The 22,931-nt window shown below is 33.4% G+C and carries 23 protein-coding genes; 20 read left to right on the top strand and 3 right to left on the bottom strand.

The annotated features are described in order from the left end of the window. The first annotated feature begins 10 nt into the window (after nt 1-10). Nucleotides 11-805, top strand: coding sequence for an anti-sigma factor domain-containing protein (locus tag H0I26_RS07030; RefSeq protein WP_218701600.1), 795 nt, complete (start codon nt 11-13; stop codon nt 803-805). A gap of 75 nt (nt 806-880) precedes the next feature. Here H0I26_RS07030 and aqpZ read toward each other — a convergent pair whose 3' ends face one another. Then, the gene (gene aqpZ / locus H0I26_RS07025) at nt 881-1,570 is read right to left on the bottom strand and encodes an aquaporin Z (RefSeq protein ID WP_101017260.1); all 690 of its coding nucleotides are present in this window, start codon (nt 1,568-1,570) and stop codon (nt 881-883) included. A 199-nt stretch (nt 1,571-1,769) separates the two neighbouring features. Here aqpZ and H0I26_RS07020 point away from each other — a divergent pair, with 199 nt between their 5' ends. The 6 genes from H0I26_RS07020 (at nt 1,770) to H0I26_RS06995 (ending at nt 7,869) form a co-directional block, all read left to right on the top strand. After that, entirely contained in the window at nt 1,770-1,973 is a 204-nt protein-coding gene (locus H0I26_RS07020) for a membrane or secreted protein (protein ID WP_101017258.1), read from the top strand. A 3-nt stretch (nt 1,974-1,976) separates the two neighbouring features. Next, a complete protein-coding gene (locus tag H0I26_RS07015) occupies nt 1,977-3,089 on the top strand; it encodes a glycosyltransferase (RefSeq protein ID WP_218701599.1) in 1,113 nt (370 codons plus the stop codon). Then, complete coding sequence (locus H0I26_RS07010; RefSeq protein WP_101017256.1) at nt 3,080-3,628, top strand: RNA polymerase sigma factor; 549 nt, start codon at nt 3,080-3,082, stop codon at nt 3,626-3,628. Before H0I26_RS07015 ends, H0I26_RS07010 begins: the two co-directional genes overlap by 10 nt. A gap of 82 nt (nt 3,629-3,710) precedes the next feature. Continuing rightward, nucleotides 3,711-4,589, top strand: a complete 879-nt coding sequence (gene lipA / locus H0I26_RS07005; protein WP_101017253.1) for a lipoyl synthase — start codon at nt 3,711-3,713, stop codon at nt 4,587-4,589. A gap of 1 nt (nt 4,590) precedes the next feature. Then, the gene (gene gap / locus H0I26_RS07000; RefSeq protein WP_218701598.1) at nt 4,591-5,589 is read left to right on the top strand and encodes a type I glyceraldehyde-3-phosphate dehydrogenase; all 999 of its coding nucleotides are present in this window, start codon (nt 4,591-4,593) and stop codon (nt 5,587-5,589) included. 81 nt (nt 5,590-5,670) lie between these two features. Continuing rightward, nucleotides 5,671-7,869, top strand: coding sequence for an ATP-binding protein (locus H0I26_RS06995; RefSeq protein WP_218701597.1), 2,199 nt, complete (start codon nt 5,671-5,673; stop codon nt 7,867-7,869). On the opposite strand, the gene lpxK is transcribed toward H0I26_RS06995, so the two are convergent. Continuing rightward, nucleotides 7,866-8,870 carry a tetraacyldisaccharide 4'-kinase gene (gene lpxK / locus H0I26_RS06990; RefSeq protein ID WP_218701596.1) on the bottom strand — a complete coding sequence of 335 codons (1,005 nt, stop codon included), beginning with the start codon at nt 8,868-8,870 and terminating at the stop codon, nt 7,866-7,868. The genes H0I26_RS06995 and lpxK overlap by 4 nt on opposite strands. Nucleotides 8,871-8,994: 124 nt before the next feature. On the opposite strand from lpxK, the gene H0I26_RS06985 reads away from it, so the two are divergent. From H0I26_RS06985 to msrA, 3 genes are all read left to right on the top strand, one after another. Next, nucleotides 8,995-10,089 carry a Nif3-like dinuclear metal center hexameric protein gene (locus H0I26_RS06985; RefSeq protein ID WP_218701595.1) on the top strand — a complete coding sequence of 365 codons (1,095 nt, stop codon included), beginning with the start codon at nt 8,995-8,997 and terminating at the stop codon, nt 10,087-10,089. A 3-nt stretch (nt 10,090-10,092) separates the two neighbouring features. After that, nucleotides 10,093-10,875, top strand: a complete 783-nt coding sequence (locus tag H0I26_RS06980; RefSeq protein WP_101017243.1) for a zinc ribbon domain-containing protein — start codon at nt 10,093-10,095, stop codon at nt 10,873-10,875. A 141-nt stretch (nt 10,876-11,016) separates the two neighbouring features. Further along, nucleotides 11,017-11,673, top strand: a complete 657-nt coding sequence (gene msrA, locus H0I26_RS06975) for a peptide-methionine (S)-S-oxide reductase MsrA (protein ID WP_218701594.1) — start codon at nt 11,017-11,019, stop codon at nt 11,671-11,673. A 9-nt stretch (nt 11,674-11,682) separates the two neighbouring features. Here the strand turns inward: msrA and H0I26_RS06970 are convergent, their stop codons facing one another. Continuing rightward, the gene (locus H0I26_RS06970; RefSeq protein WP_218701593.1) at nt 11,683-12,477 is read right to left on the bottom strand and encodes a class I SAM-dependent methyltransferase; all 795 of its coding nucleotides are present in this window, start codon (nt 12,475-12,477) and stop codon (nt 11,683-11,685) included. Nucleotides 12,478-12,555: 78 nt separating this feature from the next. Between H0I26_RS06970 and H0I26_RS06965 the strand changes: the two genes are divergently transcribed. The 10 genes from H0I26_RS06965 to H0I26_RS06920 all read left to right on the top strand — a co-directional run bounded on the left by H0I26_RS06965 (nt 12,556) and on the right by H0I26_RS06920 (nt 22,925). Further along, the gene (locus H0I26_RS06965; RefSeq protein WP_218701592.1) at nt 12,556-13,215 is read left to right on the top strand and encodes a hypothetical protein; all 660 of its coding nucleotides are present in this window, start codon (nt 12,556-12,558) and stop codon (nt 13,213-13,215) included. Between the two features lie 178 nt (nt 13,216-13,393). Then, nucleotides 13,394-14,665, top strand: coding sequence for a kynureninase (kynU, locus tag H0I26_RS06960; protein WP_218701591.1), 1,272 nt, complete (start codon nt 13,394-13,396; stop codon nt 14,663-14,665). Nucleotides 14,666-14,875: 210 nt separating this feature from the next. Next, nucleotides 14,876-16,273 carry an FAD-dependent oxidoreductase gene (locus tag H0I26_RS06955; protein WP_218701590.1) on the top strand — a complete coding sequence of 466 codons (1,398 nt, stop codon included), beginning with the start codon at nt 14,876-14,878 and terminating at the stop codon, nt 16,271-16,273. A gap of 494 nt (nt 16,274-16,767) precedes the next feature. Further along, nucleotides 16,768-17,175, top strand: a complete 408-nt coding sequence (locus H0I26_RS06950; RefSeq protein ID WP_218701589.1) for a RidA family protein — start codon at nt 16,768-16,770, stop codon at nt 17,173-17,175. A 79-nt stretch (nt 17,176-17,254) separates the two neighbouring features. Beyond that, nucleotides 17,255-18,694, top strand: a complete 1,440-nt coding sequence (locus H0I26_RS06945; RefSeq protein ID WP_218701588.1) for an aldehyde dehydrogenase — start codon at nt 17,255-17,257, stop codon at nt 18,692-18,694. Nucleotides 18,695-18,812: 118 nt separating this feature from the next. Continuing rightward, nucleotides 18,813-19,133, top strand: coding sequence for a GIY-YIG nuclease family protein (locus H0I26_RS06940; RefSeq protein ID WP_218701587.1), 321 nt, complete (start codon nt 18,813-18,815; stop codon nt 19,131-19,133). 146 nt (nt 19,134-19,279) lie between these two features. Next, nucleotides 19,280-20,062 (top strand): SDR family oxidoreductase, encoded by a 783-nt coding sequence (locus H0I26_RS06935; RefSeq protein ID WP_218701586.1) that lies wholly within the window; start codon nt 19,280-19,282, stop codon nt 20,060-20,062. Between the two features lie 283 nt (nt 20,063-20,345). After that, nucleotides 20,346-20,882, top strand: a complete 537-nt coding sequence (locus tag H0I26_RS06930; RefSeq protein WP_218701585.1) for a 3-hydroxyanthranilate 3,4-dioxygenase — start codon at nt 20,346-20,348, stop codon at nt 20,880-20,882. Nucleotides 20,883-21,198: 316 nt separating this feature from the next. Then, a complete protein-coding gene (locus H0I26_RS06925; RefSeq protein WP_090838321.1) occupies nt 21,199-22,284 on the top strand; it encodes an amidohydrolase family protein in 1,086 nt (361 codons plus the stop codon). Next, nucleotides 22,284-22,925, top strand: a complete 642-nt coding sequence (locus H0I26_RS06920; protein WP_218701584.1) for an O-methyltransferase — start codon at nt 22,284-22,286, stop codon at nt 22,923-22,925. The genes H0I26_RS06925 and H0I26_RS06920 overlap by 1 nt, the downstream gene beginning before the upstream one ends. Nucleotides 22,926-22,931 lie beyond the last annotated feature (6 nt).

Below are 22,931 nucleotides of genomic sequence, written 5' to 3'. Positions count from 1 at the left end.
TGTAAAAAAGATGAATGATAAAATAACTACATTTTTAAATTCTGACTTGTTAAACAAATATTTAATAGGTCAAACAACAGCTTCTGAAACATTAGAAGTTGAACACTATATTTCTATATATCCAGAAATAGAAAAAGCATACGATACACTTCAAGACAAACTAGAGTTTACTGCACAATTAACGACAGTAAAAGCGCCTAAGTTAATCTTAGACAATGTCTTAAATGCTTTAGATGAGAAACCCGTAATTGCTTTAAAACCAAAACGAACAAAAAAATGGTATAGTTTAGCTATTGCAGCTAGTGTAACTGCTTTATTATTTGCTTCAAGTTCTTTTTATCTGTTTAATCAGAACAAACAACTATCAAGCGAGAACCAAACTATTGCCGATGAAATTTTTGATTTAAGAGGTGATATAGCAAATAACAACAGTACTTTAAACCTATTATTAGATCAATTTAAGCAATTAAATAACCCTGAAACAGAAAAGTATATTCTTAAAGGAAACACTAGAGCCAAAAACTTAAAAACGGTCGCCTACATAAACCCAGAAGATAAAAAATCAATGATTGATGTGGTTTCACTACCTCAATTACCTGATAATAAAGTCTATCAAATTTGGGCAGAATTACAAGGTAAAATGGTTAATCTAGGTGTGTTAAGCGAAGCGGATAGACGTCTTCAAGAAATCCCTTATACAGAAGATGCTTTAGGTTTAAGCATATCAATAGAACCTAAAGGAGGTAGCCAAGTAAGATCCAACGATACACCAGTTGCTGAAATATCCTTAAAAATAGGCGATTAAATATCAACTAATAGTTTTCATAAAAAAGCCTCACTTTTAATTAAGTGAGGCTTTTTTTATTGTATTAAAAAAATATTAATCTTTACTCAATACCATTTTATGTATAACACCAGCAACTAAAGCGCCTGCAATTGGCGCTACCCAAAACAACCATAATTGCGCAAGGTGCTCACCTCCTTCTGCAAATAATGCCTGACTAGTAGATCTAGCAGGATTAACAGAAGTATTTGTAATTGGTATACTTATTAAATGTATTAATGTCAATCCTAAACCAATTGCAATTGGTGCAAACCCTTTAGGTGCTTTTTCACTAGTACTACCTAATATAATTAATAGAAAAAATAAAGTCAATAAAAACTCAGCGACTAACGCAGACATCATAGAATAACCATCAGGAGATAAATCGCCATAACCATTAGCTGCAAATCCACCCACATCTACAAAACCAGCTTTACCAGAAACAATATACATCAAAGCTACAGCCGCTACAATAGCTCCAACTAATTGCGCTATGATATAACCTGGCAACTCTTTAGCCGGAAACTTACCACCAGCCCAAAGACCAAGAGATACTGCTGGATTAAAATGCCCTCCAGAAATATGACCAACAGCAAAGGCCATCGTAAGGACAGTAAGTCCAAAAGCCAATGCAACCCCTACAAATCCAATACCCAAATCTGGGAATCCTGCTGCAAAAATAGCACTACCACATCCTCCAAAGACCAACCAAAAGGTTCCAAAAAACTCTGCAAATAATTTTTTCATAATTTTAATATTTAAAAGTTAGAGTCTTAAATTATAAAAAAACCGATTGATATTACTATTTTACTACATCAAGAATAAGAATTTCGATGAAATACACTTTTCAAAGCCATTAAAATCAAACAATACTTTTGAAAAGTTAAAATCAAAGCTCTTTTTCCTAAAATTTAGTATCTTTGTAAAACTAAAAAAGCAACTTATTTTGAAACTTTTATTACTTACTATTGGCCTTTTAGGCTTAGGATTTGCAGGAATTGCAATTAAAATTTGGGCAAAAAAAGACGGTAAATTTGCAGGGACTTGTGCAAGTCAAAACCCTATGTTAAATACGGAAGGTGAATCTTGTGGATTTTGTGGAAAATCTCCAGATCAATTTGACAACTGTAACGAAACGCAACACTCTTAACACATGCTAATACTTGAGGTATTGTTCTACAGTTTTGTTACTGTAGTTATCATTCAAGTATTATTCTATGCTGTCCTATTTGGTAGCTTCGCTTTTTCAAAAAACAAAAAAAAGCCTACTAATACTATTCCTATTTCTGTAATTATATGCGCTAAAAACGAAGCGGAGAATATTAAAAAATTTCTTCCTAGTATTTTAGAGCAAGACTACCCTGACTTTGAAGTCGTTTTAATCAACGATTCATCCTCTGATGACACCTTGACAATTTTTGAAGCTTTTAAATCTAGTCATAATAACATCAAAATTGTAGATGTTAAAAACATCGAAGCGTTTTGGGGAAATAAAAAATATGCATTATCACTTGGTATTAAAGCTGCCAAATACGACCATCTTTTATTCACCGATGCAGATTGCCAACCTTTGTCCAATCAATGGATTAAGCAAATGAGTGCTAATTTTTCTGAAAAAGGAACCATTGTTTTAGGCTATGGTGCTTATAATAAAGTCAAAAACTCTTTACTTAACAAGCTGATAAGATTCGAAACACTTTTAACAGCAACCCAATATTTTTCTTTTGCAAAAATAGGTATCCCTTTTATGGGCGTTGGTCGCAATTTAGCCTATCACAGAGATGAATTTTTTAAATCTAATGGGTTTATAAAACACATGCAAATTAGATCAGGTGATGACGATTTATTTATAAATGAAGCTGCTAATGCTAAAAACACAACTATTAGTATTACACCTCAAAGCTTTACAAGCTCCATTCCAAAAACAGCTTTAAAAGATTGGATAAAGCAAAAACGCAGACATGTATCTACAGCAAAACATTATAAAATTAAACATCAATTTTTATTAGCCTTATTTTACATCACTCAAGTTTTGTTTTGGGTATTAGGAATCGCATTAGCATTATCCTCTTTTTTATGGCCTTTTGTATTGCCTCTAATCCTTTTAAGATTTTTATTCCAATATCTATCGTTGGGCTATTCTGCTAAAAAACTAAACGAATTAGATACGATTCTGTTATTACCTTTTCTTGAGATTTCTTTAATTGTACTACAATTTATTATCTTTATAACTAATCAAATATCAAAACCAAATTATTGGAAATAGACGAAGCCATAACAAGAGCTAAAAAAAACGATCAAAAAGCGTTTAACTATCTACTAAATAATTACTGGGATAAGGTATATGGGTTTCAGTTAAAACGTATTCAAAATGAAAATGATGCTGAAGATATCACGATTCAAACCTTCTCTAAAGCATTTGATAAGATTGAATCTTATAATAATAAATACGCCTTCAATACTTGGTTAATTACTATTTCTAAAAATATTCATATCGATATTATTAGAAAAGAAAAAAACAGCATTAAACAAGCCATTTCTCCCTCAGATGAAAATGACGTTTATCAAGTCGCTGATGAAAGTCCTTCTGCTGAAGACAAATTAATTACTGAACAGAACCTAGCTAAGTTATTACGAGATATAAAAAAAATAAAACCTCACTATCAAGAGGTTATAAACCTCCGTTATTTTCAGGAATTGAGTTATAAAGAAATTTCTGAAGAATTAAAAGAACCCATAAATAATATTAAAGTAAAATTACTTCGCGCTAAAAAATTATTAGCAGAAGTCATTCGAAAAAAGTAGCTTTTCATCGCCTTTACTTTACAGCTTCGGCTTAAATTTTAAACAAAATACTTCGTATCTTTGCTTATAGAAAACTGCACTTATGAATACAGAAACTGCATCTAATATATTACCAAAAAGACAACCAAAACCAAAATGGTTACGCGTAAAATTACCTACTGGTAAAAAATACACAGAACTAAGAGGTTTAGTTGATAAATACAGCCTAAATACCATTTGCGCATCAGGAAGCTGTCCTAACATGGGAGAATGCTGGGGAGAAGGTACTGCAACATTCATGATTTTAGGGAATGTTTGTACACGATCTTGTGGATTTTGCGGTGTCAAAACGGGACGCCCAGAAGATGTGGATTGGGATGAACCGGAAAAAGTAGCACGCTCTATTAAAATAATGGGTATTAAACATGCTGTTTTAACTAGTGTGGATAGAGATGACCTAAAAGATATGGGAAGTATTATGTGGGCAGAAACTGTTAAAGCTGTTCGTAGAATGAACCCTGAAACAACTCTTGAGACTTTAATTCCAGACTTTCAAGGTGTAGAAATGCATATTGATCGCATTATTGATGTGGCTCCTGAAGTGGTTTCTCATAACATAGAAACCGTTAAAAGACTAACAAGAGAAGTCCGCATACAAGCAAAATACGAAAAAAGCTTAGGTGTATTAAAATACTTAAAGCAACAAGGACAACGTAGAACAAAATCTGGTATTATGCTAGGTCTTGGAGAAGAACGTGAAGAGGTGATCCAAACACTTCATGACTTACGTGATAACGATGTAGATGTTGTTACTATTGGTCAATACTTACAACCTAGTAAAAAGCATTTACCTGTTAAACGTTTTATACTACCAGACGAGTTTAAAGAATATGAAGAGATTGGGCTTAAATTAGGGTTTAGACATGTAGAAAGTAGTGCTTTAGTGCGTTCTTCTTACAAAGCTCAAAAACACATAAACTAATATGATTACAGTTGCCATTAATGGTTTTGGACGCATAGGACGACGTGTTTTTAGATTGCTTCATAATAATCCAAAAATTAGGGTTGTCGCCATTAATGATTTAGCAGATGCTAAAACATTAGCTCACTTAGCAAAATATGACAGTATACATGGTGTATTCCCTGCAGACATAACATCGACAGATCACGCAATACTAGTTAATGGTGTTGCTGTTCCTTTGCTAAACCAAAATCACCCAAAAAACATTGACTGGTCTTTGTATTCGCCCGACTTTGTCATTGAATCTACAGGGAAATTCAAAACAACTTCAGACTTACAGCATCATATCACTAACGGTGCAAAGCGCGTAATTTTAAGTGTTCCTGCAACTGAAGATGATATTAAAACGATTGTTTTAGGTGTTAATCAAGACGAATTAGATGGTACCGAAACCATAATATCTAATGCTTCTTGTACTACAAACAATGCAGCTCCAATGATTGATATTATTAATGAGCTATGCGGTATAAACCAAGCTTACATCACAACAATTCATTCTTATACTACAGATCAAAGTTTACACGATCAACCACATAGAGATTTACGTCGTGCTCGAGCAGCAGGACAAAGTATAGTACCTACCACTACTGGAGCTGCAAAAGCATTAACTAAAATTTTTCCAGAATTATCAGAGGTTATAGGTGGTTGTGGTATCAGAGTTCCTGTTGCTAATGGATCATTAACAGATATTACGTTTAATGTAAAACAATCTGTATCAATCCAAACAATTAATGAGGCTTTTAAAAAAGCATCACACGAAAAATATAAAGGGATTCTAGAATATACAGAAGATCCTATTGTATCCATTGACATTGTAGGCAACCCACACTCTTGTATTTTTGATGCCCAAATGACTTCTGTAATTGGCAATATGGTAAAGATTATTGGCTGGTACGACAATGAAACTGGGTATTCCAGTAGAATCATTGACTTGATTTTCAATTTGTCGGAAAATAAATAACTTTTGGCGGATAAATATTTATATTTGTTAGAATAAATGTAAAAAATGAATCCCCAAACTATAAAATTTTTCACTTGTATTATGTTCTTTTTTGCGGGATTAAATCTGCAAGCTCAAGACATTTCTGAAAAGGAAAAAGAAGTTATACAAGGTAAGATTAATTACAATATTAGTTTAGCTCAAAAAAACATAGACAATAATGAGTTTTATAAAGCGCAGAGTGATTTAGATCAAGCGCTAGCCTTAGCTCATCAAATAAAAGACAATAGAAGTATTGGCTTAATATATAGCAAAATAGGTAAGATTCAATTTATAACAGAAGAACCTGTTGATGCTTTAAAAAGCCTATTTAAAGCTGTAGAGAAACAACGTTTTGCAGAAGACAATATCAATATTGCTGAGACCTACAAAACAATAGGTAATATTTTCATGAGCCGTAAAGAATACAGCAGAGCTCTGGATTACTACAATTCCGCCCAACAAGCATTTGAAAATGAAAACCTACATGATTATGCTGCTGAGACCATGTTATATAAAGGTGATGCCCATTATAATCTCGAAAAATATGAAGCGGCAGAAACAGAATATTACGATGCCATAAGCTTAGCTAAGCGCTATAAAAACAATAAAATTTTAAGTAGCACCTATTTAAGTCTTGGTAAAACTAAAGCAAAAACAGGAGATTTAACGGAGGCCGAAAACCTAATAAAACAAGCGCTTACTATTGCCAATAAAAACGAATACAGAGGTCTCGTTAGTAATGCGTATGCTTCATTAAGCGAAGTCTACAGTCAAAAAGAAGACTACAAACTAGCAAATTCATTCTTAAAAAAACACATCACACTTAACGACTCTTTATTGCAAGTCAAACGTAGTTATCTTTCACCCGAAAAAAGATTAGACAAACTTTACAGTAATCGTATAGAATACCAAAAAGAAAAGGAAGCTGATTTAGAAAAAGAAGCGAGTTCTACTTGGCTAGAAAAGCTAACTACAATTCTGAGTATTGCTTTAATTACCATACTTTCTTTACTGACATTATCGTTATACAAAAACAATAACATTAGACTAAAATCTAATAATATTTTGCACAAAAAAAATGCAGAATTAACTATTGCAATGGAAAAAGCGGAATTAGCTACTAAAACTAAAGCTAACTTTTTATCTACAGTAACCCACGAGCTTAGAACACCTTTATATGCAGTCACGGGCTTAACAAACATGTTATTGGAAGAAAATCCAAAACCAGCACAAATACAACATCTAAAATCACTGAAGTTTTCGGGAGATTACTTATTAACTTTTATTAATGATATTCTACAAATTAATAAGATTGAAGCCAATAAAGTAGATATAGAACCAGAAGTTTTTAATTTAAAAAAGAAAGTTGAAAACGTAATATCAGCCTTAAATAATTCGGCTACAGATAATAATATTAAGTTACATCTAGAATACGACAGAGACCTACCGACAAACTTTAATGCTGACCAGCTCAAGATTTCTCAAATACTAATTAATCTTATCGGAAACTCCATCAAGTTTACTAAAGACGGGGATATTTGGGTTAGAATTCTAAAACAAAGCAAAGACGGTGAAAACTTTAATGTTAAATTTGAAGTTGAAGACAATGGGATTGGTATCAGCCAAGAAAAGCAACAAAATATGTTTGAAAGTTTTTCTCAAGGTTCTATTCAAATTAACAGAAAATATGGAGGTACAGGTCTGGGTCTATCCATTGTTAAAGGTTTAATAGATATTTTAAAAGGAAAAATCTATTTAAAAAGTGAGTTAGGAAAAGGAACTACATTTTTCTTTGAAATTCCTATGAAAAAAAGCAATGAAGTTATTGTTGAGAAAAAAGCGAACTATTTTAATGAAATTGACGAATTGGAATTAAGTAATATAAAAATACTAGTCGTTGAGGATAATAAGATTAATCAAATGATTACTAAAAAAATCCTTAATAAAATGAAACTCTATTGTGACGTCGTAGACAACGGAGAAGACGCTGTAGATAAGGTAAAATCAATAAACTACGATGTTGTTTTAATGGATATCCACATGCCAGGAATAAGCGGTATGGAGGCCACAAAATTAATCCGAGAATTTGATAAAGAACTGACTATTTTCGCGCTTACTGCAGTAACTATCGAAGACAAAATGCAAGAGTTTGATGAAGCTGGTTTTTCAGATATTATACCTAAACCTTTTAAGCAAGAAGAGTTTGAGAAAAAATTATTTAATGCCTTAATGCTAACCAAAAAAGAAAACCCGTCTTAGTATAACGCAAAGTCCTTAATTAACCTATTAAATTTTTCAGCATTATCAATTTCAACTTTTATTGGAAGATAATATAATTTACCTATCAAAGACGATTCGTTTTTCAAACGCATATAATCTTTTTCTGTAGTTACGATACAATCATATTTAGAGAAACGCTCTATTTCTTGAAGACTAAAATTATGATGATCTTTAAAAGCTATATGTTCAAAATCCAAGTTCTTTTCTGTTAAAAAATCGACTAAAGGCGTTGCATTAGCAATCCCCGTGATTAACTTAAAATCGGACAGCTCACTTAAAGTTAACGACTTATTTTCAGAATATAAAATAGCACTATAACTAATTGAACTAAAAAAGACATTCTGATAGTCTAACGGTTTAATTTCCGATACAATAGCCTGTTTTTTAGCAGTCGTTAAATCATCAGGACATTTAGTGACTACAATTATATTCGCACGTTTAGCTCCACTTTTAGGCTCACGTAAATTACCACTTGGCAAAACAAAATCCTTGGTATATAAATTGGCATATGTTGTCAACATAACGTAAAATCCAGCCTTAACTTTTCTATGTTGAAAAGCATCGTCCAATACTATCAATTGTGGTTTTGGTTCATTCTGAATCAATTGGGCGATCCCTTCTTGTCTATTAGCATCTACAGCAACCAAAACACCATCACTAAACTTGTTGTAAAACTGAAACGGTTCATCTCCCAAACTTTCAGCATTAGACAAAGGATTTCCTAACACGAACCCTTTCGTTTTTCTACCATACCCTCTGCTTAGCGTTGCTAACCTCAAATCATCCTTTAGCAATCTAATTAAATACTCTACCATAGGTGTTTTTCCAGTACCACCCGTACTTAGATTACCAACACATAGTATTGGAAAATCATAACTTTTAGAACTCTTCCATCCGATATCATACATTAGGTTTCTAAACCACGTCACAACAAAATACACAGGAACAATAGGAAATAATATAAAACGCAAAAATTTCATTAAAATAATTTATAGTCTATTACATAAGACTGCTACATTTTATTTAATTATGAAATGCTAGCAAGATTAATAGTAACGAAAGTAAATATTTTATATTTGTTTTAAATAATAAAGACAAAAAAGTATGTTAGTTAAAGACCTGATTAGTCATCTTGAAGAAATAGCACCGCTTACTTATGCAGAAGATTTTGATAATGTGGGCTTACTTATTGGGGACAAAAACACTATAATTACCAATGTATTAGTCACTTTAGACACTCTAGAAACTGTTATAGACGAAGCAATTGCCAACAACTGCAACTTCATACTAAGTTTTCACCCAATAATATTCAAGGGTTTAAAAAGTATTACTGGAAAAAACTATGTAGAACGGACCGTTTTAAAAGCGATCAAAAACAACATTGCTATCTACGCCATTCATACCGCTTTAGATAATGATAAACATGGTGTAAATGCGATGATTTGCAACCAATTAAATTTAATAAACCAACAGATTTTAATACCTCAAAAGCAAACCATAAAAAAACTAACAACTTATGTTCCAAAAAGTGAAGCAGATACATTAAGAACAGCTCTATTTAAAGCAGGTGCTGGTCAAATTGGCAACTACACAAATTGTAGTTTTAACACAGAAGGCATTGGAACCTATAACCCAAAACACAATGCTAACCCAACTATTGGTACTATAGAAGAAAACCATAGTGAACCAGAAACTCAAATCAGTATAACGTTTGCAAAACATTTAGAATCCAAAATTCTAAAAACATTATTCGACGTACATAGTTACGAAGAAGTTGCTTATGAAATTACTACCATTGAAAACACGAATCAAAATATAGGAATGGGAATGATTGCAGAATTAGAAATCCCTCAATCTGAAACTGACTTTTTAAACTATTTAAAAGAAAAAATGAATGTTTCGCATATAAGACACTCACAATTATTAAATAAGTCGATAAAAAAAATAGCCGTATTAGGAGGTTCAGGTAGCTTTGCAATACACGCTGCAAAAGCAGCAGGAGCTGATGTTTTTGTTACATCAGACTTAAAATATCATGATTTTTATCAAGCGGAAGATCGTATACTATTAACAGATATAGGTCATTATGAAAGTGAACAGTTCACAAAAAACGGATTAGTAGCAATACTTAACAAAAAAATCCCTAATTTTGCATTTATTTTATCGAACACAAATACCAATCCTGTTAAGTATTTTTAATATATGGCAAAGACAAAAGAAGCAACTGTAGAAGATCGCCTAAGAGCATTATATGATCTACAATTAATAGACTCTAGAATTGACGAAATTAGAAACGTACGTGGAGAATTACCTTTAGAGGTTAGCGATTTAGAAGACGAAGTTGCAGGATTAAAAACCAGATTAGAAAAGTTAGAAGATAGCTTAAGCTCTGTAGATGCAGATATTAATTCTAAGAAAAATTTAATTGAAGAAGCTAAAGCTTTAATTAAAAAATACTCTGAGCAACAAAAAAATGTTAGAAATAACAGAGAATTTAACTCTTTAACTAAAGAAGTTGAATTTCAAGAGTTAGAAATTGAATTAGCTGAAAAGCATATCAGAGAATTTAAAGCTCAGATAGATCAGAAAAAAGATGTTATTGCTAAAACAAAAGAGCATAACAAACAGCGTGAAACGCACTTAAAACATAAGAAAAACGAATTAGACGCTATCTTAAAGGAAACTGAAAAAGAAGAAAAAGCACTTATTGAAAAGGCTGACGATTACAAGAAAAAAATCGAAGCACGTTTAGTAAAAGCTTACAACCGTATCAGAGTAAATGTAAAAAATGGTTTAGCTGTAGTGCCAATCGAAAGAGGAGCTTCAGGAGGATCATACTTTACTATTCCACCACAAGTACAAATGGAAATTGGAGCACGTAAAAAAATCATTACGGATGAGCACAGTGGACGTATCCTTGTTGATGCTGCACTAGCAGAAGAACAAAAAGCAAAAATGGAAAAAATGTTTTCGAAGTTATCGTAAGCACTTTCTAAATTATATTAAGAAGCCTTTACATTGTAAAGGCTTTTTTTACACCTAAATTCTAAAACATTTAAGAAATATTTATAACTTTCCTAATTAAGGTTTCGATACTTTATTCGTCCAAATGAAAAAGAAAAGAAAATGAAAAAATTAATTCCAGTATTATTTTTATCACTCCTGTTTAGTTGCAACAATCAAGCACAAACCAATCCAAAACAAGACGCTATAAAAACAGCAACACCTGTAAGCGTCGCTTTAGATAACGGACAAGCAAAAGCCTATTTTGCCAGTGGTTGTTTTTGGTGTGTTGAAGCAGTTTACGAAAGCGTTAAAGGTGTAGAAGAGGTCATTAATGGTTATTCGGGAGGTCACACAAAAAACCCAACTTACGCGAAAAGTAATACGGGTCGTACAGGCCATGCGGAAGCTGTTGAAGTTATTTACAATCCAGAAATTATTAGTTTTGAAACTTTAGTTGATGTCTATTTCGCCTCTCAAAACCCAACCCAAGCCAATGGACAAGGTCCAGACAGAGGTAGTCAATACCGTTCTATTGTATTCTATCAAAATGATGCACAGAAACTAATTATTGAAACAAAGAAAAAAGCCTTAGCCAATCAACTTAATGCGACTATAGCAGCAGAAGTATATCCATTCCTGAAATTTTGGAAAGCTGAAGATTACCATCAAAATTACGAACGTTTACATCCTGAAAATCCATACATACAAAATGTATCGATTCCAAGACTTAATAAGTTCAAAAATAAGAGGCCTGAGCTGCTTAAGAGTAATCACTAAACATTCAACCTAAAGCTTAGTCGCTTTAATTTCAAAAATAAGAGGATATAATTTATCCTTTAATATATAATTGCCAGATTTGGTTTCGACTAAATCTGGCAATATATTATATGGACTTTCGTCATATTCATTTAAAAACTCAATACGCAAACCTGCATGCGTTAATGCATTTACGACCTCACTTAAACCATGATTCCACGTCGACTCTTTACTTATCATTTTTGAATTAGGATCTGCATAAGTCCCTTCATATTCTTCATAAATTACTTCGTCCTGCATATACCCATATTTCATTACTGGCCTATCTTCTAAATAATCAAACATCCAAACTATCGGATGAAACTCGACCATATAAAAACTACCCCCTTTATTTAGTTTTTCTGCAATCATTTGTCCCCATGGCTTTAAATCTGGCAACCATCCAATAACACCATAACTGGTAAAAACGATATCAAAAGTCTCTTTAACATATTTAGACGTCTCTAAAACATTACAACATACAAATGTAGCATCTAAACTTAATTCGTTATTTAGCGTCTTCGCTAAGTCAACACCTTCATTACTTAAATCTACACCTGTACATTTAGCTCCTAACCTAGCCCAACTTAAGGTATCTTGTCCAAAATGACATTGCAAGTGCAACATGGATTTCCCCTTAACATCTCCAATAGCGAGTAACTCGTATTGTTTTAATGAACTATTACCTTTTTTAAAAGACTGCATATCATAAAACGGGCTTGTTGCATGAACCTTAACTTTCTCATTCCAAGTTGCCTTATTTACGTCGAAGTAATTTGCTTTCATACAATCCCTTTAAGTCACTAATTTAACATTTCTATTTTAAAGAAGAAACCCTTCCCTATCTTTGCAAAAAATCTTAAGATGAAAAAACTATTACTTATACTCATTTCAATCATTTCTTTCTCTTGCAAAAAAGAAATAAAAATAGCAGAGAACAAAGTCTCTACTGCTGAAAAAATAGCCCAGGCACACGGACTTACTAATTGGAATACAATAAATCAAATAGATTTCACTTTTAATGTTGATAAAGATAGCAGTCATTTTGAACGGTCATGGTCATGGAAACCAAAACAAAACGAAGTGTCTCTTATTGTTGACAAAGACACTATATCTTATAACAGAAGCAAAATAGATAGTTTAACGATACAAACAGACCAAGGCTTTATTAATGATAAATACTGGTTGTTAGCACCATTTCAATTGGTTTGGGACCAAGGGACAAAAATTTTGGATTCAACAAATAAAATTGCACCCATAAGTAAAATCGCTTTAAATAAATTAACATTGGTATATAGCAATTCTGGTGGTTATACACCTGGGGACGCTTACGATTTTTATTACAACGATAATTACATGATTAAAGAATGGATTTTTAGAAAAGGAAATACCGCTACACCATCAATGATAACGTCTTTCGAGAATTATGAGGATTTTAAAGGTATTAAAATAGCTAAAGACCATAAAAAGCCAGAGGGCACTTGGAATTTGTATTTTACCAATATTTCTATAAAAACCGATTAACCAAACATCCAAACTATATAATCTAAACGTAAATAACATAATTCCGCTTTACGCGACAACATAAACTTTGAAGGGCTTCTTAAATTTAATTTATTTAGCCCTTTTTCATGCATTATATTTCCCCTTCATTTCTAAATTAATAATTCTTATTTTTGTGTAAACCGAAAAACTACACATCGTGTCCAACTACAAACAAGGTCTAGATTACGCTAAGCAAGAAGATCAAAATGACCCATTGTCGCAATACAGAACTCAATTTCACATCCCAAAAGACAAACAAGGAAACGATTGGTTATACTTTACAGGAAACTCACTTGGTTTGCAACCAAAAGCTACTAAAGATTATATTAATCAAGAACTTGAAGATTGGGCAAATCTAGGTGTAGAAGGTCATTTTGAAGCAAAAAACCCTTGGATGCCTTATCATGAATTCTTAACAGAATCTATGGCGAAAATTGTTGGAGCAAAACCAATTGAAGTCGTTATAATGAATACCTTAACGACCAACTTGCACCTATTAATGGTAAGCTTTTACCAACCAACAAAAACAAAATATAAGATTGTTATAGAAAGTGATGCCTTCCCAAGTGATAGATACGCGGTGCAAACCCAATTAGAGTTTCATGGTTTTGATGCTAACGAAGGAGTAATAGAATGGAAACCAAGACCAGGAGAAGCGCTTTTAAATATTGAAGATTTAGAAACTATTCTTGAAGAACAAGGGGATGACATTGCGTTACTACTAATTGGAGGTGTAAACTATTACACAGGACAATACTTAGATTTAAAGAAAATAGCAGCACTTGGTCATGCAAAAGACTGTAAGGTAGGTATTGATTTAGCACATGGAGCCGGAAACATTAAACCCGAGTTACATGATTCTGGTGTAGACTTCGCAGCCTGGTGTACTTATAAATATTTAAATTCTGGCCCAGGAAGTTTAGGTGGCGTTTTTGTGCACGAAAAACATGCACATAATAAAGACCTAAAACGTTTTGCAGGTTGGTGGAGTCATAATAAATCAACCCGATTTAATATGCGTCAACCGTTAGATGTCATTCCGGGAGCAGAAGGCTGGCAACTAAGTAATCCGCCAATTTTATCTATGGCTGCCATAAAAGCATCTTTAGATATGTTTAACGACGTTGGTATGGATGCCATTCGCAGTAAAGCGGAAAAACTTACTGGTTATTTTGAGTTTTTAATTAACGAATTGAATAACGACAAAATAACAATCATAACACCTACTAACCCAAAAGAACGCGGTTGCCAATTATCCATTCAGGTAAAGGATGCTGACAAAAATTTACATAAAAAATTAACCGAAGCACACATCATTACAGATTGGAGAGAGCCAGATGTAATACGCTGCGCACCGGTGCCATTATACAACACCTTTGAAGATGTATATAGAATGGTGGAAAAGTTGAAAGAGATATTGAACCAATAATTAAAAAAAGAACATAAACTAAACAACGAGTTTTGTCCTTAATCAATTCGTATAATTGAACATTGAAATGTAGAAATAAATTGTAAAAGAAGCACTTCGACTGCGCTCAGTGTGACATTTCAAAATAGAAAAAGAACAACAAATAATAAAATCCTGAATCAAGATCAGGATAACGAAGACTAATACCAAGTCAACGACAACACTACTAATATGAGCAAAAAAGACAACATACTAATTATTGGAGCTGGACTTTGCGGCTCTCTCCTAGCCTTACGTTTAGCGCAAAGAGGTTACACAGTAAATGTTTATGAAAGCAGACCAGATTTACGTACCACAGATATTTCTGCAGGACGTTCTATAAACCTAGCACTTTCAGATCGTGGATTAAAAGCTATGCGATTAGCGGGTGTTGAAGACAAAGTAAAACCGTTATGCATCCCTATGTTTGGTCGTTTAATACACGATATAGAAGGCAATACGTTTCCTTCTAATTATTCAGGAAGAGATAACGAATACATAAACTCTATTTCTCGTGGAGAACTTAATGGTTTACTATTAACTGAAGCTGACTCGTATGATAACCTAACCATTCACTTCAACAAAAAATGTAACGGTATTGATATCGAAAATAATACTGCCAGGTTATACGATTATGAAACAAAAATAGAAACAGAAGTTAAAGGCGATGTGCTTTTTGGTACAGATGGCGCAGGGTCTTCATTAAGAAAAAGCTATTATCTAGAACGTAAGTTTTTATTTAGTTACTCGCAAAACTACTTAACGCATGGTTATAAAGAGCTAGAGATTCCCGCTTCCGCTGAAAAAAAGCATCAAATAAGCAAAGACTATCTTCATATCTGGCCAAGAGGTGACTACATGTTAATTGCACTTCCTAATTTAGACGGAAGCTTTACGGTTACACTATTTTTAAGTTATGAAGAAGGTAAATACAATTTCAACAATCTTACTACAGAAGACACCATAAAAGATTTTTTTGCAACACAATTTCCGGATGCATTAGCATTAATACCAAATATAGCAGACGAGTTTTTTAACAACCCAACAGGTGCTTTAGGAACCGTAAAATGTTCCCCTTGGCATTACAAAAACAAAAATGTGTTATTAGGAGATTCTGCACATGCTATTGTTCCTTTTTACGGACAAGGAATGAATGCATCTTTTGAAGATGTCACTGTTTTTGATAGAATCCTAGAACAATATGAAGGTGATTGGAAAACGATCTTTAAAGTCTACGAAAAAACAAGAAAAGCAGATACAGACGCTATTGCCGATTTAGCAATAGACAATTATTACGAAATGCGTGATCACGTTGCGAATCCTATTTTTAAAGAAAAACGTGCGATTGAAATGGCTTTAGAAAAAGAATTTCCAAATGATTATTTCTCAAAATACTCAATGGTAACTTTCAAAGAAGACATCCCGTATCATACAGCAATGACAAAAGGAAGAGCGCAAGACAAAGCTATTTTAAACTTATTAGTAAATAAAGACATTACAACAACCGAAGATTTAAACAGTATCTTTAAAAAAGTACAACAAGAAACGGAAGCAATCTTGAAAGACGATATGGTTGCAGGATTAAAATAGTTGGCATTCAGCAAAAAGAAACCATCTTGGGGTAAACAAGAACAAAATAAAAATAAAAGTCCCAAATCAATTCATGAGAATTGAAACATTGAAAAGCAGAAATAATGAACGAAGGAATGGAGCTGCAAAGCGAAGCTTTAAGCACGTAATTCCGAGAGAGAATGCTCCGCAGGAATTTCCTCTTTTCAATTTGATTTTTTGGTTCGTTTTGCATCAAGGCAAAATGAACAGAAAGAAAGAAAGAAAGAAAGAAAGAATAATGAGATCCTGAAACAAGTTCAGAATGACGCAATATTGGATAAAAAAGATACGAATTTTAACAAACATCTTTTTTTGACTTAGTTTATCCTGAGCGTAGTCGAAGAGTTTGTAAAAAGACAAAATGAATAGAAAAAGAAGCACTTCGACTCCGCTCAGTGTGACATTTTAAATTAGAAGAAGAAAAACAATGTGATCATGAAACAAGTTCAGGATGACGTAAAAATATAAAATTAATGAACGAAGGAACTAAAGTAACACCAAGAGGAGCTTATCCACACGTAAAACAAGTTGGCGATTTCATTTTTGTTTCAGGAACAAGTTCTCGTAGAGCAGACAATACCATTGCTGGAGTCGATATTATTGACGAAATGGGAACTAAAAAACTAAATGCCTACACGCAAACGCAAGAAGTTTTAAAAAACATAGACACCAATCTTAAAAAAGTTGGCGCCAGTTTAAAAGACGTTGTAGATGTGACTTCCTTTTTAGTAAACATGAATGACTTTTCAGATTATAATAAAGCTTACGCTGAATTTTTTGATAAAGAAACAGGACCAACCAGAACAACTGTTGCCGTACATCAATTACCGCATCCCGATTTGGTTGTTGAGATTAAAGTTATGGCTTATGTTGGTAAATAATATATAAATCTAATGTCTCCTCGAGCGCAGTCGAGAGGTTTCTAAAACAGGTCTCGACTCCCCTCGACCGGACAAAAAAATGGAAAACATTAAAAACTACATAAACGGAGCATTCCACAATCCAACACAAGACAACTGGGTAGACAACTACAATCCTAGTAATGGAGAAGTTTACGGACAAATACCAAACTCGTCAAAAGAAGATGTAGAAAACGCATATCAAAGTGCCAAAACTGCTTTTAAGCAGTGGTCACAAACTAGTATAGGAGTGCGTAGTAGAATATTAATAAAAATTTCAGAGTTACTAGAAGCTAACTTACAACGTTTCGCAGAAGCCGAAAGTAAAGACAACGGAAAACCGATTAGCTTAGCAAAAGCAGTAGATATACCAAGAGCAGCAAGTAACTTTCGTTTTTTCGGAAATGCCATAACACAATTTGCTAGCGAAAGTCATGAAAGCATTGGACAAGCCATAAATTACACCTTACGTCAACCTATTGGTGTTGTAGGTTGCATTTCACCTTGGAACCTTCCACTCTATTTATTTACATGGAAAATCGCTCCAGCAATTGCAGCAGGAAACTGCGTTGTTGCCAAACCAAGTGAAATAACTCCAATGACCGCTTATTTATTGGGCGAAATTTGCAACGAAGCTGGTCTCCCAAAAGGCGTTTTAAATATTGTACATGGCTTAGGAGGTTCAACTGGACAAGCCATTATAGAACATGAAAACATAAAAGCTATTAGTTTTACAGGAGGAACAGCAACAGGAGCACATATTGCAAAAGTAGCAGCTCCAATGTTTAAAAAACTATCGTTAGAATTAGGCGGGAAAAATCCAAATATCATTTTTTCAGATTGTGATTATGACGATATGTTAGACACAACAGTACGTTCGTCTTTTGCCAATCAAGGTCAGATTTGTTTATGTGGAAGTAGAATATTTATAGAAGCATCTATCTATGAGAAATTCAAGAAAGATTTTGTTGCTAAAGTAAAAGCTTTAAAAGTTGGTCATCCATCGGAAGCATCCACCAATATTGGAGCATTAGTCTCCAAACCTCATTTAGAAAAAGTAAAAGAATATATAAATATCGCTAAAGCGGAAAACGGAATAATCCTTTGTGGCGGAAATGAAGTGACTGTACAAGGTTATGAAAACGGTTACTATTTAGAACCAACAGTTATTGAAGTACCAAATGATGACTGCAGAGTCAATCAAGAAGAAATTTTTGGACCTGTAGTTACCATTATGCCTTTTAATACAGAAGACGACGTATTACAAATGGCAAACAAAGTAAAGTATGGTTTATCTGCAACATTATGGACCAACAACTTAAAACGCACCATGCAAATGAGCAACCAACTACAAGCTGGAATAGTTTGGGTTAACACTTGGATGATGCGTGATTTACGAACACCATTTGGTGGTGTAAAAGCTTCTGGAGTTGGTCGTGAAGGTGGTTTTGAAGCGTTACGCTTTTTTACTGAAGCTAAAAATGTTTGTATAAAATACTAATAATGAGTGAGGTCTCGACAGAGTCTACCTTGGGCCAAGGCGAAAGGCTCGACCAGACATAAAACTAAAATATAAATTAAAACGAAATGTCTCCTCGAGCGCAGTCGAGAGGTTTATTATGAAAACTTATTATGTTTACATATTACAATGTTCAGATAACTTAACCTACACAGGAGTTACAAATAACATTTCCAGAAGGTTTAAAGAGCATCAAATAGGACTAAATAAAAATTGCTTTACTTATAAAAGAAGACCATCAAAGTTAATTTTTAATCAAGAATTTAACGATATTGAACAAGCAATATTTTTTGAAAAGAAAATAAAAAAGTGGAGTGCAAAAAAGAAATATGCATTAGCTAATGGTGAATTTGATTTATTACAAATTTTATCAGAATGCAGAAACGCTACTCATTCTAAATATAATATAGAAAGCGATTAAGGTCTCGACTGCGCTCGACCAGACATAAAACACAAAATATAAATTGAAACAAGATTGTCTCCTCGAGCGCAGTCGAGAGGTTTCTAAATAAAAAATAATTATCAATTGAGAGCAATGTCTCGACTGAACTCGACCAGACTAATATTATGAATCTAAACTTAAACAATAAATACGCGCTAGTTTGCGGAAGTACAGCAGGAATAGGAAAAGCAACAGCTTTAGCATTAAATGAAGAAGGTGTACAAGTAACACTTATTGCTAGAAATGAAGACAAGTTAAAAGCTACGTTAACCGAGTTACCTCAACATAGAAATCATGATTATATAGTTGCCGATTTTTCTAACCCGAAGGAATTAAAAGAAAAAGTGGAAGCTTACATAAAAGAGAATCATGGGTTTCATGTATTAGTAAATAATACAGGAGGACCAAAAGGAGGGCCAGTATTTTCGGCAGATGTAGACGAATTTGAAGCTGCTTTTACTCAGCATTTAAAATGTAATCACGTGTTAGCACAAGCAGTGGTTCCTTTTATGAAAAATGAAGGCTTTGGTCGCATTATAAATGTAATTTCTACATCAGTAAAACAACCTTTAGACGGACTTGGTGTGAGTAATACCATTCGTGGTGCAGTTGCTAATTGGAGTAAAACCTTAGCTAATGAGCTTGGTCAATTTGGTATCACGGTAAACAATGTTTTGCCAGGTGCAACAGGAACCGATCGTTTGGCTGAAATTATTAAAAACAAATCTGCTAAATCAGGAAATACAGAAGAAGAATCTGCAAATGCTATGAAAAGCGCGGTTCCTGCAAAACGTTTTGCAAAGCCCGAAGAATTGGCTGATGCAATTACATTTTTAGCAAGCGAACGTGCGAGTTATATTAACGGAATTAATCTTCCGGTTGATGGCGGAAGAACAAAGTCATTATAATTCTATCTATCATTGCGAGATTTTTTTCTTTTCAAAAAATCGTGGCAATCTGTTCAATTATCATTAATTTTATTGAATTCATGAATTTGCGTTAAGGATTACTCACTGGTTAATATTTAAATATATTGATTTCGTGAACCTGAAAGTTTGAAGCGACACCCTTTTTTTAAACGTCAGTTCGAGTGTTTTGTGAAGTATGAACAAAATGTATCGAGAACAAGTTAAAAAAAAGATATAGTGTAAAGCCTGACCCTATTTAGGGAAACGCCCAAAATATTATAATATGAGTAAATTATTTCCACCTATAAATTTTAAAGCTTGGATCGAAGAAAACAGACATCTTTTAAAGCCACCAGTTGGTAACAAAGTGGTTTGGAAGGATGGTGATTTTATTGTTATGGTTGTTGGTGGACCAAATAATAGAAAGGATTATCATTACAACGAAACGCCTGAATTTTTCCATCAAATTGAAGGTGATATTATCTTAAAAATTATTGAAGATGGTGTCCCAAAAGATATTCATATTAAAGAAGGTGAAATATTTTTATTACCTCCAAAAGTACCGCACTCGCCACAACGTGGTGCAAATACGGTTGGTTTAGTCATTGAATACCCAAGAGAAAAAGGTGTACAAGATGCTTTACTTTGGTTCTGCGAAAATTGTACTACTAAATTGTACGAAGAAGATTTTACAGTAAAAAATATTGAAACCGATATGCCAAAAATATTTGATAAATATTATGGTGATAAAGACAAACGCACCTGCCCTAATTGTGACGCAGTAATGCAACCACCACAAAAGGTAAAGCTAGAAGACTAGTTAGCAGTTAGCAGTTAGCAGTTAGCAGTTAGCAAAAGAAACAAAGCGGGATTAAAAATAACATTAACTTAATTGAAAGTCCCCAATCAATTTGTAAAATTGAACGCCAAGGCGAAGATATAGATAAAGAAAAGCTTCGAGATCAGGAGAACGATGTTCGACGCGAAGTTTTCGTATCGATTTTCAGTTTAAAACTGAAAAATTCCTTGGCTTGGATGTCTTTTTTTGGTTCGTTTTTTGGACAAGCAAAAAATGAATAAAATAAATAATTTTAGACAAAGATTACCACGTTTAAAGACTCGCAATGACAAAACTTATGGAAAAACGCAAACTTAGAATTAACGGTCACTCACACTTATTGCCATATCCGGAGGAAATCCCTCAGTTTATGCAAGACAAAGAAATTTTTTGGGTGGATAAAGACCGAAAATTTATGCTTCAAAAAGATTGGAACAGACCGATTACAGATTCTAGTTTCTTTTTAGATGAAAAACTAGCTTGGATGGAACGTTTTAAAATTGACCATGCAGTCGTTTTAAATTTATCTCAGTTATACGGTAACGGTTTGCGTGTGGAAGAAATGAAGCAAGCGCTTAAATTTCAAAACGATTTTAATGCCAAAGTACAACGCGAAAACCCAAGCAAATTTACTTGCGGTTTTGTAGTCCATCCTGGTTTTGTTAGAGGAGCCTGTTGGGAAATAGAACGTTGTGTGGAAGAATTAGACTTACGTTTATTATGCCTTCCAACCCATTATATGGATACTATCGGCACTTGGCGTTGTATTTTTGATGAAGAAAACGAGCCTATTTTTGAAATGGCCAACAAGTATAATCTAGCTGTAGAAATACACCCTTACGATGGTGAAAAGTTTATCAAACTAGAAAACACCTCTTGGCGTTTTCATTTAATATGGATGTTGGCACAATGTGCAGATGCCTACCACTTTTTAACTTTAAATGGTTATCAAGATAAGTACCCAAATATGAGAACTTGTTTTGCGCATGGTGGGCAATTAGCACAAATAAACTTAGGACGACGTATTCAAGGTTTTGATGGTAGACCCGATTTATTCGAAGGTAAAAGTCACCCAAGAAAAGCGGTTGGACATAAAAACATCTTTTTTGACACTTTAGTGCACGATACTGGTGGATTAGATCTATTATTAAAAAACCAAGGTTCTAAACAGGTTTTAATGGGCCTTGATGACCCTTACCCTTTAGGGGAAATGGAAAGCGAAAAACAAAGTTCTTACCCTGGAAAAATTTTAGATTTAGCTATCGAACGTAAAATTATTACAGAAACAGAACGTGATGCTATTTGGGAGGATAACGTGATCCAATGGTTATGTGGAGATGACCAAGCAGCTAAAGATAAACTTGTTAAACGTATTTTAGGATAATGTATTTTTTACCAGAAAAACTAGACGACTACGTGGTTGCTCACAGTCAAGATGAGCCCAAGCTATTACAACAATTAACTAGAGAAACTTATCAAAAAATATTACAACCTATTATGCTGTCTGGACCTTATCAAGGTCGCGTACTAAGCATGATTTCTAAATTAATTAGACCAAAATCTGTTTTAGAATTAGGTACTTTTACCGGCTATGCAACCCTTTGTTTAGCGGAAGGTTTACATCCTGAAGGTGAAATACACACGATTGATGTAAATGAAGAATTAGAAGATTTTCAGCGTAGTTACTTTGATAAATCTGGTTACGGAACACAAATACATCAACACTTAGGGAGTGCAATAGATATATTACCAACATTAGACAAAACTTTTGATTTGGTATTTATTGATGCTGACAAACCTAACTACGTTAATTACTTTCATTTAATTATTGACAAACTAAATCCAGGAGGTATCATACTTTCTGATAATGTGTTATGGCATGGAAAAGTGATTGAACCTGTAGATCCAAAAGACGTTTCTACCAATGCTGTTTTAGAGTTTAATACACTTTTAAAAAATGACAAACGCATAGAAACGGTGTTATTACCCATTCGTGATGGTTTAACCATTAGCCGAAAATTATAAGTTAAA

Source organism: Olleya sp. HaHaR_3_96, from assembly GCF_019278545.1.
GTDB lineage: Bacteria > Bacteroidota > Bacteroidia > Flavobacteriales > Flavobacteriaceae > Olleya.
The sequence above is the reverse complement of the archived record's forward strand: the minus strand, read 5'-3'. Positions and strand labels throughout refer to the sequence as shown.

Excerpts from the sequence above, each read along its gene's own strand:
- gap (WP_218701598.1), top strand. The coding sequence starts at position 4,591 with ATGATTACAGTTGCCATTAATGGTTTTGGACGCATAGGACGACGTGTT.
- H0I26_RS06930 (WP_218701585.1), top strand. The coding sequence starts at position 20,346 with ATGAGTAAATTATTTCCACCTATAAATTTTAAAGCTTGGATCGAAGAA.
- H0I26_RS06925 (WP_090838321.1), top strand. The coding sequence starts at position 21,199 with ATGGAAAAACGCAAACTTAGAATTAACGGTCACTCACACTTATTGCCA.
- H0I26_RS07015 (WP_218701599.1), top strand. The coding sequence starts at position 1,977 with ATGCTAATACTTGAGGTATTGTTCTACAGTTTTGTTACTGTAGTTATC.
- aqpZ (WP_101017260.1), bottom strand. The coding sequence starts at position 1,570 with ATGAAAAAATTATTTGCAGAGTTTTTTGGAACCTTTTGGTTGGTCTTT.
- H0I26_RS06950 (WP_218701589.1), top strand. The coding sequence starts at position 16,768 with ATGAACGAAGGAACTAAAGTAACACCAAGAGGAGCTTATCCACACGTA.
- msrA (WP_218701594.1), top strand. The coding sequence starts at position 11,017 with ATGAAAAAATTAATTCCAGTATTATTTTTATCACTCCTGTTTAGTTGC.
- H0I26_RS06980 (WP_101017243.1), top strand. The coding sequence starts at position 10,093 with ATGGCAAAGACAAAAGAAGCAACTGTAGAAGATCGCCTAAGAGCATTA.
- H0I26_RS06940 (WP_218701587.1), top strand. The coding sequence starts at position 18,813 with ATGAAAACTTATTATGTTTACATATTACAATGTTCAGATAACTTAACC.
- lipA (WP_101017253.1), top strand. The coding sequence starts at position 3,711 with ATGAATACAGAAACTGCATCTAATATATTACCAAAAAGACAACCAAAA.
- lpxK (WP_218701596.1), bottom strand. The coding sequence starts at position 8,870 with ATGAAATTTTTGCGTTTTATATTATTTCCTATTGTTCCTGTGTATTTT.
- H0I26_RS06955 (WP_218701590.1), top strand. The coding sequence starts at position 14,876 with ATGAGCAAAAAAGACAACATACTAATTATTGGAGCTGGACTTTGCGGC.
- H0I26_RS06965 (WP_218701592.1), top strand. The coding sequence starts at position 12,556 with ATGAAAAAACTATTACTTATACTCATTTCAATCATTTCTTTCTCTTGC.
- H0I26_RS06995 (WP_218701597.1), top strand. The coding sequence starts at position 5,671 with ATGTTCTTTTTTGCGGGATTAAATCTGCAAGCTCAAGACATTTCTGAA.
- H0I26_RS06935 (WP_218701586.1), top strand. The coding sequence starts at position 19,280 with ATGAATCTAAACTTAAACAATAAATACGCGCTAGTTTGCGGAAGTACA.
- H0I26_RS06985 (WP_218701595.1), top strand. The coding sequence starts at position 8,995 with ATGTTAGTTAAAGACCTGATTAGTCATCTTGAAGAAATAGCACCGCTT.
- H0I26_RS07030 (WP_218701600.1), top strand. The coding sequence starts at position 11 with ATGAATGATAAAATAACTACATTTTTAAATTCTGACTTGTTAAACAAA.
- H0I26_RS06970 (WP_218701593.1), bottom strand. The coding sequence starts at position 12,477 with ATGAAAGCAAATTACTTCGACGTAAATAAGGCAACTTGGAATGAGAAA.
- H0I26_RS06945 (WP_218701588.1), top strand. The coding sequence starts at position 17,255 with ATGGAAAACATTAAAAACTACATAAACGGAGCATTCCACAATCCAACA.
- H0I26_RS06920 (WP_218701584.1), top strand. The coding sequence starts at position 22,284 with ATGTATTTTTTACCAGAAAAACTAGACGACTACGTGGTTGCTCACAGT.